Source organism: Mesorhizobium sp. P2_A12 (genome assembly GCF_056405075.1).
The window spans coordinates 13,355-26,525 of sequence record NZ_JBFUCU010000020.1; the positions used below are offsets into that span (position 1 = coordinate 13,355).

At 63.6% G+C, this 13,171-nt stretch carries 12 protein-coding genes; 3 read left to right on the forward strand and 9 right to left on the reverse strand.

Going from position 1 to position 13,171, the window contains the following annotated elements; all coding sequences use genetic code 11:
- Positions 1–34 precede the first annotated feature (34 nt).
- The 5 genes from AC1DZU_RS29220 to hisS form a co-directional block, all read right to left on the reverse strand.
- Positions 35–1,138 (reverse strand): calcium:cation antiporter, encoded by a 1,104-nt coding sequence (locus AC1DZU_RS29220; RefSeq protein ID WP_477290098.1) that lies wholly within the window; start codon positions 1,136–1,138, stop codon positions 35–37.
- Positions 1,139–1,295: 157 nt separating this feature from the next.
- The gene (locus AC1DZU_RS29225) at positions 1,296–3,068 is read right to left on the reverse strand and encodes an AMP-binding protein (protein ID WP_477290100.1); all 1,773 of its coding nucleotides are present in this window, start codon (positions 3,066–3,068) and stop codon (positions 1,296–1,298) included.
- 82 nt (positions 3,069–3,150) lie between these two features.
- The gene (hisG, locus tag AC1DZU_RS29230; RefSeq protein WP_477290102.1) at positions 3,151–3,849 is read right to left on the reverse strand and encodes an ATP phosphoribosyltransferase; all 699 of its coding nucleotides are present in this window, start codon (positions 3,847–3,849) and stop codon (positions 3,151–3,153) included.
- Positions 3,846–4,967: an ATP phosphoribosyltransferase regulatory subunit gene (locus AC1DZU_RS29235; RefSeq protein WP_477290104.1), complete on the reverse strand. Its 1,122-nt coding sequence runs from the start codon at positions 4,965–4,967 to the stop codon at positions 3,846–3,848. Before AC1DZU_RS29235 ends, hisG begins: the two co-directional genes overlap by 4 nt.
- A gap of 178 nt (positions 4,968–5,145) precedes the next feature.
- Positions 5,146–6,651, reverse strand: a complete 1,506-nt coding sequence (gene hisS / locus AC1DZU_RS29240; RefSeq protein ID WP_477290106.1) for a histidine--tRNA ligase — start codon at positions 6,649–6,651, stop codon at positions 5,146–5,148.
- 251 nt (positions 6,652–6,902) lie between these two features.
- Here hisS and AC1DZU_RS29245 point away from each other — a divergent pair, with 251 nt between their 5' ends.
- Positions 6,903–7,157, forward strand: coding sequence for a hypothetical protein (locus tag AC1DZU_RS29245; RefSeq protein ID WP_477290108.1), 255 nt, complete (start codon positions 6,903–6,905; stop codon positions 7,155–7,157).
- A 50-nt stretch (positions 7,158–7,207) separates the two neighbouring features.
- Here the strand turns inward: AC1DZU_RS29245 and AC1DZU_RS29250 are convergent, their stop codons facing one another.
- Positions 7,208–7,846, reverse strand: coding sequence for a DNA-3-methyladenine glycosylase I (locus AC1DZU_RS29250; protein WP_477290110.1), 639 nt, complete (start codon positions 7,844–7,846; stop codon positions 7,208–7,210).
- 212 nt (positions 7,847–8,058) lie between these two features.
- On the opposite strand from AC1DZU_RS29250, the gene AC1DZU_RS29255 reads away from it, so the two are divergent.
- Together AC1DZU_RS29255 and AC1DZU_RS29260 are read left to right on the forward strand one after the other, a co-directional pair.
- Positions 8,059–8,802, forward strand: coding sequence for a L,D-transpeptidase (locus tag AC1DZU_RS29255; RefSeq protein WP_477290112.1), 744 nt, complete (start codon positions 8,059–8,061; stop codon positions 8,800–8,802).
- A gap of 269 nt (positions 8,803–9,071) precedes the next feature.
- Positions 9,072–9,992, forward strand: a complete 921-nt coding sequence (locus AC1DZU_RS29260; RefSeq protein WP_477290114.1) for a bifunctional 5,10-methylenetetrahydrofolate dehydrogenase/5,10-methenyltetrahydrofolate cyclohydrolase — start codon at positions 9,072–9,074, stop codon at positions 9,990–9,992.
- Positions 9,993–10,014: 22 nt separating this feature from the next.
- On the opposite strand, the gene glcF is transcribed toward AC1DZU_RS29260, so the two are convergent.
- The 3 genes from glcF to AC1DZU_RS29275 are packed head-to-tail and all read right to left on the reverse strand — an operon-like array spanning position 10,015 to position 13,139.
- Positions 10,015–11,340: a glycolate oxidase subunit GlcF gene (gene glcF, locus AC1DZU_RS29265; protein ID WP_477290116.1), complete on the reverse strand. Its 1,326-nt coding sequence runs from the start codon at positions 11,338–11,340 to the stop codon at positions 10,015–10,017.
- A gap of 12 nt (positions 11,341–11,352) precedes the next feature.
- On the reverse strand, positions 11,353–12,558 hold the full coding sequence (locus AC1DZU_RS29270) for an FAD-binding protein (RefSeq protein WP_477290118.1): 1,206 nt from the start codon (positions 12,556–12,558) through the stop codon (positions 11,353–11,355).
- Positions 12,555–13,139: an ASCH domain-containing protein gene (locus AC1DZU_RS29275; RefSeq protein WP_477290120.1), complete on the reverse strand. Its 585-nt coding sequence runs from the start codon at positions 13,137–13,139 to the stop codon at positions 12,555–12,557. Before AC1DZU_RS29275 ends, AC1DZU_RS29270 begins: the two co-directional genes overlap by 4 nt.
- Between the last annotated feature and the right edge of the window lie 32 nt (positions 13,140–13,171).

A 13,171-nucleotide genomic window follows, 5' to 3' on the forward strand; every position in this document is an offset into this window, starting at 1 on the left:
CTTAGAGCCAACCGCTGATCTCGGCGCAAATCGGTCATGGTACAAATATAAGAAATATATACGTGAAAAATACCACGATATGGACCATGCCAGTCAGGAATGTCGTTCTTTCGGTACTAAAGCTCACATTGCATATGAAGAGTGCTAAAATTAGAAGTACTGTGTCAGTTGCAGGAAGCCCCAGGGTCAACCCTCTTCCCGTCAGCAGGCTGGCGGCTGCGACCGCCGGTATTGTCAAACCAATTGTAGCGCAGGCGGAACCCATCGCAACATTCAAGCCGCGTTGCAGCTCATTGTGAAGTGAAGCGCGAACCGCGGAAATGGCCTCCGGCATCAAAACCAACCCGGCGATCAATGCCCCCACAATACTGTCGGACTGAGTCACCTGGTAGGCAACGAGCGTATCTTCAACACTTGCGGCGACTTGCTCGGCGAGCATGACAATTCCAATCAGCCCGATCAACAGGAGCAAAGTGCCGGCAGCGACGCTTTCATGAGGGACGGTCCGCGTCGAAACGTCGTGTTCTTGTCCTTGGACGAAGTCGTCTCGGTGCCGGACAGTCTGTGCGAACACAAAACTTGCATAGAGTAGCACTGAGAGCACGCTTACGAAGCCAAGTTGAGCAGCTGAAAATGTGCCAGGCCCCGTGGTTTGTGTGTAGGTTGGCAGAACAAGCGTCATGACGGTCAGTGCGGCCAGAACCGCCAAATATGCGCTGGTCCCTTGTCGAACAATTGCCTGCTTGCGATGACGCCAGCCGCCAAGCGCGAGACACATGCCGACAACGCCGGTAGATGTGATCATCACGGTCGAAAAGACGGACTCACGTGCAAGCGTGGGGTTGTTCTCTCCATGCAGCATCATGGAGACGATGATCGATACTTCGATTGCCGTCACGGCGAAAGTCAGCACCAATGTGCCGTAGGGCTCTCCTACTCGCCGAGCCACCGCCTCAGCGTGGTCGAGCACCACGAAAATGGTGGTGAACATGATCGCACACGAAAGCGCTCCGATAAGGATCCTGACGCTCAGCGAACCTTGATCTACCGACAGCCCGCTTGCCCTGACTGCGACAGCCATCACCAAAGCGGCTAGGGGCATTGCATAAGAGGTCACCGATCGTCCGAAACCACTCATTCAAGCCCCCATGCATTCGCGAAACTTGCGGAAAACTCATGGAGCGCCTTCGCCGATATCCGGCGGGCGCCCATTCGACCCCTCACAAACAACGTCAACCGCGGCTCCAAACGATGCCGCAGGATCCGCGACCTTGGCAAATCGAAGCGCTGCTCCCTTACGCCGTCTTCTGCGTCACCAGCCCCAGTTCCTTGACCATCGCCTCGCGCATCAGAAACTTCTGCGGTTTGCCGGTCACCGTCATCGGCAGTTCGGTGCGGAAGCGGATGTGGCGCGGGATCTTGTAATGGGCGATCTGGCCGGCGCAGAAGGCCTTGATCTCCTGTTCGGTGGCGATCTGGCCTGGCTTGAGCACGATCCAGGCGCACAGCTCCTCGCCATATTTTGGGTCTGGAATGCCGAACACCTGCACTTCCCTGACCTTGGGATGGCGGTAGAGGAATTCCTCGACCTCGCGCGGATAGACGTTCTCGCCACCGCGGATGACCATGTCCTTGACCCGGCCGACGATGTTGCAATAGCCCTCGGCATCGATGGTGGCGAGGTCGCCGGTGTGCATCCAGCCATCGGTGTCGACCGCCTCGCGGGTCTTGTCGTCGTCGTCCCAATAGCCCTTCATCACCGAATAGCCGCGCGTGCATAGCTCGCCCGGCGCGCCGACGGCGACGGTGGCGCCGTCGGCATCGACTGCCTTGACCTCGACATGAGGGTGGATGCGTCCAACCGTCGAGACGCGTTTTTCCAGCGGGTCGTCGACGCCGCTCTGGAACGACACCGGACTGGTCTCGGTCATGCCGTAGGCGATCGTCACTTCTGACATATGCATCAGCGACACCACTTTCTTCATCACCTCGATCGGGCATGGCGAGCCGGCCATGATGCCGGTGCGCAGGCTGGAGAGATCGAAGGACTGGAAATCCGGATGATCGAGCAGCGCGACGAACATGGTCGGCACGCCATAAAGCCCGGTGCAGCGCTCACTCGCCACCGCTTTCAACGTGGCGCCAGGATCGAACCCCTCGCCTGGGAAAACCATGGTTGCGCCTTTCGACACGCAGCCCATGGTGCCCATCGACATGCCGAAGCAATGATAGAGCGGCACCGGAATGCACAACCGGTCGTCGACAGTCAGTTTGATCGCCGAGGTGACGAAATTGCCGTTGTTGACGATGTTGTTGTGGGTCAGCGTCGCGCCCTTGGGTGCCCCTGTCGTGCCTGATGTGAACTGGATGTTGATGGCGTCGCCGGGCTTCAGCCCCTCCGAGATGCGGTCGAGGCTGTCATGCTCGTCGCGCCCGGCCATGGCCAGCACATCACCGAAATTGAACATGCCGGGCGAGTTGTCCTCGCCCATACGGATGACGATCTTCAGCGCCGGCAATGCCTTTGCCATGAGCTTGCCGGGGGTGGCGGTCGCGATCTCCGGCGCCAGCGTCTCGATCATGCCGAGATAGTCCGAGGTCTTGAACTTGACCGCGGTCACAAGCGCCTTGCAGCTGACCTTGTTCAAGGCATAATCGAGTTCGGTCAGCCGATAGGCCGGGTTGATGTTGACCAGGATCAGGCCGATGCGGGCGGTGGCGAATTGCGTCACCAGCCATTCCCATCGGTTGGGCGACCAGATGCCGACGCGATCGCCCTTTTCGAGGCCCAGCGCCAGGAAGCCGGCGGCCAACGCATCGACCGTGTCCGACAGTTCGCTCCATGTGAAGCGCTTGTCCTGGTCGACGAAGACCGCGGCATCGAGCGTGGCGTATTTGCTGGCGGTGTCGGAAAACAGCGCGGGAATGGTCTTGTTGAGCAGCGGTGTCGTGCGCTCGCCGGAAACATGCGCCGTGCCGTCGACGGGTGCCACGAAGACACCGCCATCGCGCGATCCACGCGCGCGCAAATTGGTGGCATTCTTCAGCTCGTCGAGATTGATCGGCATCGCTGTCTCCTCCCAGGACTGGTCGAGCCTATCAGCCTGCCGGGATGGTGGAAATCCCGCCGATGGTACTGGAGAGGCATCCTTAGCTGATGATGGCGGTCATCCTGGTGGCGATATCGCGCAGGACCGCTTCGTCAGCCGCCGCGCGTGTCTTTTTTGACGCCACAAGACAGGCCTGCGAGCGCAGGACGAGGCCATCGCCGAGCACCTTGAGATGATTGGCGCGCAGCGTGGAGCCGGTGGTGGTGATGTCGACGATGACATCGGCAAGGCCCGCCGCCGGCGCCCCTTCGGTGGCGCCGAGGCTCTCGACGATGCGATAGACCTGGATGCCGTGTTTTTGCGAAAAGAACTGCTGCGTCAGCCGCCAATATTTGGTGGCGATCCTGAGCCGCCTGCCATGGCGCTGGCGGAAATCGGCGGCAACGTCGTCAAGATCGGCCATAGTGTCGACGTCGAGCCAGATGTCGGGCACGGCGACCACGACATCGGCATTGCCGAAGCCGAGACGGGCGACGATTTCGGCGCGGGTTTCCCAGTCGGCAAGGTTCTCACGCACCAGGTCCTCGCCGGTGATGCCGAGATCGACCGCGCCCTGGCCGATCTCGCCAGCAATCTCTGAAGCAGACAGGAAGGCCACTTCGATGCTTTCCGCACCTTCGATGCGGGCGCGGTAGGAACGCTGGTCGCCGGGCAGGCTGACGGCGAGCCCGGCCTTGGCCAGCACCTCCAGCGCCTGCTCCTTGAGCCGGCCTTTCGACGGGATTGCCAGCGTGATCATGGCGCCGTCTCCCGCAATGCTTCGATGCGATCGAGCCAGACGGAAAAGCCGACGCCGGGGATCGGCGTCTTGGCGCCAAGCAGCGTCAGCAGCCGGTCGTAGCGGCCGCCACCGACGAGCGGCCGTTCGCCATCTTGCGCCGCGATTTCGAAGACCAGGCCGGTGTAATAGTCGAGCGGACGGCCGAAGGCGGCGTCGTAGCGGATTCTTCCCGTCGGCAAGCCATGCGCTTCGATCGCCTTGGCGCGGGCGGCGAAATTCTCCAGCGCGGCGCCCAGCGAGAGCCCAGCGCCACCGGCGAAGGTCGCCAACGCCTGGGCCGCGCCATCGAGCGGCACGTCGATGGCCAGAAAACTCTTCAGCGCCGCGAAGGCCTCGTTGGACAGTCGCACGCTGCGCAACTCGGCTTTCTCGATCAGCCGCCGTGCAATCTCGGACGGCGAGCGGCCGGCGGAAGCCGACAGGCCGGCCTCTTCCATGCCGCCGGCGATGTGCGCGGACAGACCTTCCAGATCGCCGTCCAGGACGAGCGCGGCGACCGGACCGGAGAGCTGGCCGTTGCGCGGCGGGTTGGCGAGATCGGCGAGTGCTGCCTGCAGCATCGGCGCCGAGCCGAAGGCGCGGGCAAGACGCATGCGCCAGCCGCGCGGCAGCCCAAGGGCGGCCAGCACCGCCTCGAAAATGGTCTGGTCGCCGAGCGTGATCGCCAGCGCCTGGCCGGGCAGCACCAGGGCAAGCAGCGCATGTGCGTCGGCCAGCGAACGGGCATCCGCTTCTGCGGTGTCGCGATCGCCCAAATCCTCGATGCCAGCCTGAAAGAACTCGTTACCGCCTTCGCGGCGCTGGCGAAACACCTCGCCGAGATAGGAATAGCGGCGCGGCGTGCCGGCCTGCGATCTTATGTGGTCGAGACAGACCGGAATGGTGAATTCCGGCCGCAGGCACAGCGCCTGGCCGGTTTCGCTTTCGGTGAGGAAAATACGCCGGCGCAAGTCTTCACCGGCCATGTCGAGGAACGGATCGGCCGGTTGCAGCACGGCAACCTCGACGGCATGCGTGTTGCGTGTAGCGAAGAGGTTGATGATGTCGGCTGATATGGCGGGGTAGCGGGAGGTCATCGATCAGACGGGCGCGAGGCGCCTCCCTCCGGCCTGCCGGCCATCTCCCCCGCAAGGGTGGAGATCGGCAGTTGCAAGCCCCGCGCCTTTTTTCCAACGTTGAAGATTGGCGAAAGCACTCGCGACATCCAATCTCCCCCCTTGCGGGGGAGATGGCCGGCAGGCCAGAGGGGGGTGTTCAAGCGCCACCTTTGACGCGATCGGCGGCCTGCGCCGCCAAGATCTTCTTAACCTCGGCGACCAGCTCGCTTTCCGCCACCGTCACCTGGGCCGGGCGCGCGGCGCGCCATTCGGCGTTGTCTGTGATCTCGGCCGACATGCGCGCACCTTCGATCAGGTCCTTGATCTGCAGCTCGCCCTTGGCGCGCTCGTCGCCGCCCTGGATGATTGCCACCGGGCAGCCGCGCCGGTCCGCGTATTTCAGCTGCGCCTTCATGCCGGCGCCACCGAGATACATTTCGGAACGGATGCCGGCGGCGCGCAGCGCCGCCACCATCTTCTGGTAGCGGCCGAGGCTGTCGGTGTCCTTGTCCATCACCAGCACCACCACCGGCGCGATCACGTCGGCGCTGTCGAGCTTGCCGAGGTTCTTCAGCGCGGTCATCAGCCGGGAGACGCCAATGGAGAAACCGGTCGCCGGTACCGGCTCGCCGCGAAAGCGCGAGACGAGGCCATCATAACGGCCGCCACCACCGACGGAGCCGAAGCGGACGATCTGGCCGTCCTCATTGGGGATCTCGGCCAGCAGTTCGGCCTCGAAGACTGGGCCGGTGTAGTATTCTAGGCCGCGCACGACGGAACGGTCCATTGCAATACGGTCTTCGGCGTATCCCGCTGCCCGGACCAGGGCTTCGATCGTCGAGAGCTCGCCAACGCCTTCCTGGTAGACCGCATTCGTGCTGACGCTGGAATCCTGACCGGCCTGTGCATTCCTCGCTGTCGCACGAAGAACTGCCTCGGCTTGCCCGTCATTCAACCCGGCGCCCTTGGCGAAGTCGCCCTCGCCTTCCTTGCCGCCATCCCAACGCCCCGGCCCAAGCAGAAGTCTCACCCCGTCGGGCCCGAGCTTGTCCAGCTTGTCGATCGCCCGCAGCACCGTCAGCCGGCGGCCGACATTGTCGTCGCCGCCAAGGCCGATCGCCTCCAGCACGCCGTCCAGCACCTTGCGGTTGTTGACGCGGATGACGTAGTCGCCGCGCTTGATGCCGAGCGCTTCCATCACGTCGGCCATCATCATCGCCATCTCGGCGTCCGCCGCCACGCCCGGTGTGCCGATCGTGTCGGCATCAAACTGCATGAACTGGCGGAAGCGGCCGGGGCCAGGCTTCTCGTTGCGGAACACCCAACCGGAGCGGTAGCTGCGATAGGGCTTGGGCAGCCGCTCGTAATTTTCGGCGACAAAGCGCGCCGTCGGTGCGGTCAGGTCGTAGCGCAGTGAGAGCCACTGGTCGTCATCATCCTGGAAGGAGAACACGCCTTCATTCGGCCGGTCCTGGTCGGGCAGGAACTTTCCCAGCGCATCGGTGTATTCGATCAACGGCTGGTCGGCCGGTTCGAAGCCATAGAGCTCATAGACCGAGCGGATCGTCGCCATCATCTTCTCGACGGCGCGGATGTCTTCGGCGCTGCGGTCGGCAAAACCGCGCGGCAGCCGCGCTTTCGTCTTTTCCGATTTGTCGGCCATGGAATGGGTACTCGGTGTTTCGTGGCGATGTGCGGCAGGAAATTTCCTATTTCCGCAGCGCGCGTGTCCTAACCGATGCAGCTTTGTGCGGCAAGGGTTTGCCGCCTTGCCTCTCCCTGCCGGGAGAAGGCAGAGCCGAAGCGCCCTCGAAACAAAAACGCACCAAAAATGAAACAATCCCGCCATGGGTGCGGCATCGTGCCGACACAATCGCACCCGATAAGTCGCGCCGACACGAAGGGGTTCGGGCCATGACCAGCACAGCAAGATTCCATGCCGTCGACGTCGGCGCAGGCGAAGTGCCCACGCGCCTGCGTCCAGCCGACCTCCACGCCCAGAAAATGGTCAGCCAGGCCGCCGGTCCATTCGAGATACCGGCCGACGCCGGCAAGGGACCATCCATGCGCGACGCATTCATGACCGGCCTGCTGGTGATCTACCCGACAGTGGCCACGGTGGTGGCGATTGTCGCCGGGCTTTTCCTGGCCAGCGCCAACGGCACCTGAAGGTACCCACCCGCGCCTTCGGGCGACTCACCAAAGGGATGCAAGCGCCGCTACTTCGGCCGCTTGAAAGCCTTTCGCTCTTTCTCGACTTGCTTGCGGCAGACGCAGCCCTCGAGATGGTCGTTGACCAGGCCCATGGCCTGCATGAAGGCGTAGACCGTGGTCGGGCCGACAAAGCTCCAGCTGCGCTTCTTCAGCTCCTTCGAAATGCGAACCGAGACCGCCGTGGTCGGGTTGGCGCGCAGATGGGCGAGATCGACGATTTCGGGCCGCTCGTCCTTGCCGGGTTCGAACTTCCAGAACCAGGCGGCCAGCGAGCCGAATTCATCGGCCATCTCGCGGGCACACTTGGCGTTGTTGATGGTTGAGACGATCTTGCCGCGATGGCGGATGATGCCGGCATTGCCAAGCAGGCGCTCGACATCCTTGTCGGTGAAGGCGGCGACCTTGTCGAATTCGAAATTGGCGAAGGCCTCACGAAAATTCTCCCGCTTGCGCAGGATGGTCAGCCACGACAGGCCCGACTGGAAACCTTCGAGGCAGATCTTTTCGAACAGCCTGCGGTCGTCCGCCACCGGCCGGCCCCATTCATGATCGTGGTAGTGCAGATAGTCGGGCAGATTGCCGTGCCAAAAGCAACGCGCGACACCGTCGGGGCCGGCGAGCAGGCCGGTGTTTTCTTTTTCCATAGCCAAAGATCCGTTCGTTAATGCGCCTTTGCGCTGCATTTACTGCGGCTTTACCAGATTCCTGAACCCGGCGGTAACCACACCAAAAGCTTTACTGACAACAGCGCATTTTACGCATTCCGATTCATGTTTCGGTTGCTGCTTGCGCGCCAATGATCGCCGAACCGGGGGCGTTTCCACCCGGTTGTATCAGACGATCAAGGTGCGTTCCGATGAAGACAGTTCTGTTTCCCGTGCTCGGCGCCGTGGCTGTGTTTGCCGCAGGCGTCACGCCTTCAACCGCCGGCGATCGCTACGCCGACAGGCCGCCGGTTATGGTGAGCCCCGACCTTTCCGCCCCCTGGCTGCTGCAGCTTGGCCATGCGCCCGGCATCGTTCGCCAGAACCGCCAGGTCGTGCAGCAGCCGCGCCTGCGCTACGCGCAACCGGGGCAGCCTGACCGGGTGCAGACGGCAGCGGTGCAGCCGCCTTCCAAGCGGATGGTCATGCGTCCGCAGATCAACCCGATCTACCTGCCGCAGGAAGTCGCCTATGACGGCCCGCAGAAGCCGGGCACGATCGTCATCGATACGACCCAGAATTTCCTCTTTCTGGTCGAGAAGAACGGCAAGGCACGGCGCTACGGCGTCGGCACCGGCAAACCCGGCTTCGAATGGTCGGGCACGCACAAGATTACCAACAAGCGCGAGTGGCCGGACTGGCGCCCACCGGCGCAGATGATCAAGCGCGAAGCCGCCAAGGGCCGCTACCTGCCGACCTACCTGGCCGGCGGCATGGAGAACCCGCTCGGCGCACGCGCGCTCTATATCGGCACGACCGAGTATCGCATCCACGGCACCAACCAGCCATGGACAATCGGCGGCGCGGTGTCGTCAGGTTGCATCCGCATGCGCAACGAGGACGTCGTCGACCTCTATGAACGGGTCAATGTCGGAACCACGGTCGAGGTGATATAGTTCCGGCGACGAATCACTTGGCCGGCAAAGCACCTCGCTTTTTGGCGGCCAGTCTGAAGATACGGGGGACGGGCCGTATGGGGATGCGGCCAGTCAGGAAGGGCAGCACGGGAAACCGCGCTGCCCTTTCCGTTTCGACCGGAGCCTGAGGGTCAGCGAGACACTCCCTGGTCGGCACGTCGCGCAAAAAGCATGACGGTTCGCTGTCGCGCTGCCCTTGGCGATGTTCTTTTGCTATGTCGGCGGCAACCAAGCAAAAGGGTTCACCCATGTCCCTATCCGACGACAGCCGCTATCTCAAGGGCGGCCCGGTTGCCCAGCGCATCATTGCCGCCGTGCGCGAGGATGCAGCGATCGCCAAAGCCGAGGGGTTTCCACCCAAGCTGATTTCGATCACCGTCGGCGACACCGCAGCGGTGGATGTCTATGTGCGCAACCAGCGCGCCAAGGCGCAGCTGGCCGGCATCGATTTCGAGGAACGGCGCTTTCCCGCCACCATCACATCAGGCGAACTGGAAGCGGCCATCCACGGCCTGAACGCCGATCCGCGCGTCACCGGCATCATCATCCAGCGGCCGGTGCCGGCACATATCCCGGTCAGGACGCTGCAGGCGGCAGTGCATCCGCTCAAGGATGTCGAGGGCATGCATCCGGCTTCGATCGGCAATATCGTCTACAACCAGCTCGACCTCGCGCCTTGCACCGCGGCCGCCTCGGTCGAGCTGCTGAAGGAGACCGGCCTCGACCTCAAAGGGCTGGAAGTGGTCATCGTCGGCCATTCCGAAATTGTCGGCAAGCCGATCGCCTTCCTGCTGATGAGCGAAGGTGCGACGGTGACGGTCTGCCATCACATGACGCGATCGGTTGCCGCGCATGCGCGTCGCGCCGATGCGCTGTTCGTCGCCGTCGGCAAGTCGCGGCTGATCAAGGCCGACATGGTCAAAACGGGTGCGGCGGTCATCGACATCGGCATCAATTCGGAGATCGGGCCTGACGGCTCCAGCCGTATCGTCGGCGACGTCGACACCGAAAGCGTGCGCGAGGTCGCCTCCTGGATCACGCCGGTGCCGGGCGGCGTCGGCCCGATCACGGTGGCGATCCTGCTGCGCAACACGATGGTGGCGCTCAGCCGGCAGCGCGCGCTCTATGAAGCGACCTACGGCACGGCCGACAGGCTGGCGGCCGAGTGAGCGCCGAGACAGCCTACGGAGGCTACTCCGCGGCGATCAGGCTGTCTTCCGCAACGCCTTCCGGCTTCGGTCCGCCATAGGCCCAGTCGAGCAGCTTTATCGTGTGCACCACCGGCATCTTCGCCGCGGACGCGATCTGGGTGATGCAACCGATGTTGCCGGTGGCGACGATCGAGGCCCCCGTGGCCTCAATGTTTTTCACCTTGCGGTCGCGCAGCCTGGCCGAAATCTCGGATTGCAGGATGTTGTAGGTGCCGGCCGAACCGCAGCACAGATGGCCCTCCCGCGGCTCGCGCACGATAAAGCCGGCCTTGGTCAGCAATTCCTTCGGCTGGCGGGTGATCTTCTGGCCGTGCTGCATCGAACAGGCCGAATGATAGGCAACGACCGTGCCCGGCTTGCGCACCGGCTCGGGCAGCTCGATCCCGGCCAGATACTCGGTGATGTCCTTGGCCAGCGCCGACACCCGCGCCGCCTTGTCGGCGTAGGCCGGATCGAGCCGCAGCATGAAGCCATAGTCCTTGATCGTCGTGCCGCAGCCGGATGCGGTGATGACGATGGCATCGAGCTCGCTCTGTTCGATAGCGCGCGTCCAGGCGTCGACATTTTGCCTTGCCGAGGCAAGTGCTGCCTGCTCACGGCCCATGTGATGGACCAACGCGCCGCAGCAGCCCTCGCCCTGCGGTATCACGACCTCGACGCCGAGCCGCGTCAGCAGCGCAATCGTCATTTCGTTGATGGCGGGATCAAGCACAGATTGCGCGCAGCCGGTGAGGATGGCGACGCGGCCTTTTTTGGCCCCTTGCCCGGCGTGGATACCCGGCGAGGCCATTGGCGAGACTGCGGGAATCGATGCCGGGGCGAGCTTGAGCATTGCGCCAAGCGGCTTCAGCGCCGGGACCTTCTCGAACAGGCCAATGAACGGCTTGCCCAGCTTCGCCAGCCTGAGTGCGGCGCGAAAACGCGCGGGATAGGGCAGCACGAAGGCGAGCATGGCGCGGGTGAGGCGGTCGAGCAGCGGCCGCTTGTAGGTCTCCTGGATGTGGGCGCGGGCGTGGTCGACCAGATGCATGTAGTTGACGCCCGAAGGGCAGGTGGTCATGCAGGCAAGGCAGGACAGGCAGCGGTCGATATGGGTGACGATCTCCTTGTCGGCGGGCCGGCCGTTCTCCAGCATGTCCTTGATCAGGTAGATGCGCCCGCGCGGCGAATCGAGCTCGTTGCCGAGCGTGACATAGGTCGGGCAGGTGGCGGTGCAGAAGCCGCAATGCACGCATTTGCGCAGGATCTTCTCGGATTCCGCGACATGCGGATCGGCAAGCTGGGCAAGCGAAAAATTGGTCTGCATCGCGTTCTAGTCCTAGGCCATGCGGCCGGGATTGAGGATGTTTCTTGGGTCGAATTCCTGCTTCAGGCGCGCAGCAAGAGCTGCCAGGGCCGGCGCCTGCGGCTCGAAAACCGGCAGGGCGGCGCGATGGGAAGGGGCGGCGCGCACCAGCGTCGCATGGCCGCCGGAGTGTTTTCTCAACAGCCCGCGCAGCAAAGCGGCTTCCGGGTCGCCCTCTTCCATGCGCAACCACACCAGCCCACCCTGCCAATCATAGAACGCGCTGACGGCGGCCTGCATGCGCAGCGTTAGAACCATCTGGTGGCCCTCTCCCGGCGTCATCGACACACGCCAGACCGGTTTTTCGCTGCCGTCGGCGAAGGGCCTGCAATCGCGCACATCGCGCCAGATCAGCCGTGAAGCCTCGCCGGAAATCTCTTCCAGTGGCCCGGCCTTGCCCAGCAGCGTTTTCAGCGCGGCGGTGCGATAGGCGACGGAGGGGCCAAAACCTTCGACGCGCAGCAAAGTCGCGGCCTCGCTGCCAAGCGTGCCGCCGGCGACCCGCGCGGCGATGCGCTCCGGCAGATGGGCGGCACTCGACACTTCGGCGCTGGAGCCAAGCGCCAGGGCCATGGTGGCAGCAGCCGCGTCGTCGAGCAGGCCGCGGACGGCAAGCGTGACCTCGGTCTCGGCGGCGGGCAGTACCTTGAAGGTGACGTCGGTGAACGCGGCCAGCGTGCCCCAGCTGTTGGCCATCAGCTTCGACAGATCGTAGCCGGTGACGTTCTTGACGACGCGGCCGCCGGACTTGAAGGCCTCGCCGCGACCTGAGACGGCATTGATGCCGAGGATATGATCGCGCGCGGCACCTGCCTTCAGCCGGCGCGGACCTGAAAGGTTCGCGGCAAGCACGCCGCCGATGGTGCCTTTGCCAGCTTCGCCACCGAGCAGCGGGCCGTAATCCATCGGCTCGAAGGCGAGCTGCTGGCTGTTTTGTGCCAGCAGCTTTTCGATGTCTGCCAGCGGTGTGCCGGCCTTGGCCGACAGCACCAGCTCGGCGGGCTCATAGAGTGTAACGCCGGTGAGCTTCGACAGGTCGAGCGTGTGTTCGCTCTGTTGCGGACGACCAATGCCGCGCTTGGAACCATGTCCAAGGATTTCCAGCGGAGATTCCTCCGCCGCCGCCCAGGCGACGGTGGACAGGACTTCGTCCGATGTGGTCGGGGTAAAAGACGTCAAAGCCTGTGCTCCCGGAGCTTTTCGAGCACGGCTTCGCCCCTTGGCGACAGCCGGTAACCGACCTCGAGGCTCTCGGTGAGGCCGAGTTCCTTGAGCTTGCGGACATCCTGCTTGAATTTCAGCGTTTCGACGCCGGCCATCGCAGCCAGCTCAGCCGCCCGCACTTCCGGGTGGGCGCCGATCGTCCGCAGGATCGACGGGAAGTAACCCGGTGTCGTCTTATCCCAGCGCGCAAATCGCGCGGTCAAGGCGTGCCAATCCGCATCGGAAAGCGAGGCCTCGCCACGCAAGGTAACGCGTTCGTCGGGTTCGATACCGTTGAGTTCGATGCGGTAGACCGGGGTGCCGTCATGGGAGCCCAGCATCTCCTGAAGAGCTCCGAGTGCCGGAAAGCCGGCCGCAGTTGCGTCCTTTTCCGTCAGTGCGGACATGTCCACGATCGCAATATCGCCGATCAGCACGACGCCCGACGCCGTCCTCACCCGCCCGCCGGCCTTGACCGTCGGCCGCTTCCAGCGGCGGAAGGCGAGCGTCACCTCCTTGCGCGCGATCTTGTCCAGCGAGGATTGTTTGAACAGCAATTCAGACCTCACTCGGGTATTGGGCGAAGCCT

What these genes read in the sequence shown, in the direction of transcription:
- AC1DZU_RS29235 (WP_477290104.1), bottom strand. Translation starts at nt 4,967, where the DNA reads ATGACCTCCCGCTACCCCGCCATATCAGCCGACATCATCAACCTCTTC.
- glcF (WP_477290116.1), bottom strand. Translation starts at nt 11,340, where the DNA reads ATGCAGACCAATTTTTCGCTTGCCCAGCTTGCCGATCCGCATGTCGCG.
- AC1DZU_RS29245 (WP_477290108.1), top strand. Translation starts at nt 6,903, where the DNA reads ATGACCAGCACAGCAAGATTCCATGCCGTCGACGTCGGCGCAGGCGAA.
- AC1DZU_RS29260 (WP_477290114.1), top strand. Translation starts at nt 9,072, where the DNA reads ATGTCCCTATCCGACGACAGCCGCTATCTCAAGGGCGGCCCGGTTGCC.
- AC1DZU_RS29220 (WP_477290098.1), bottom strand. Translation starts at nt 1,138, where the DNA reads ATGAGTGGTTTCGGACGATCGGTGACCTCTTATGCAATGCCCCTAGCC.
- AC1DZU_RS29250 (WP_477290110.1), bottom strand. Translation starts at nt 7,846, where the DNA reads ATGGAAAAAGAAAACACCGGCCTGCTCGCCGGCCCCGACGGTGTCGCG.
- hisS (WP_477290106.1), bottom strand. Translation starts at nt 6,651, where the DNA reads ATGGCCGACAAATCGGAAAAGACGAAAGCGCGGCTGCCGCGCGGTTTT.
- hisG (WP_477290102.1), bottom strand. Translation starts at nt 3,849, where the DNA reads ATGATCACGCTGGCAATCCCGTCGAAAGGCCGGCTCAAGGAGCAGGCG.
- AC1DZU_RS29255 (WP_477290112.1), top strand. Translation starts at nt 8,059, where the DNA reads ATGAAGACAGTTCTGTTTCCCGTGCTCGGCGCCGTGGCTGTGTTTGCC.
- AC1DZU_RS29225 (WP_477290100.1), bottom strand. Translation starts at nt 3,068, where the DNA reads ATGCCGATCAATCTCGACGAGCTGAAGAATGCCACCAATTTGCGCGCG.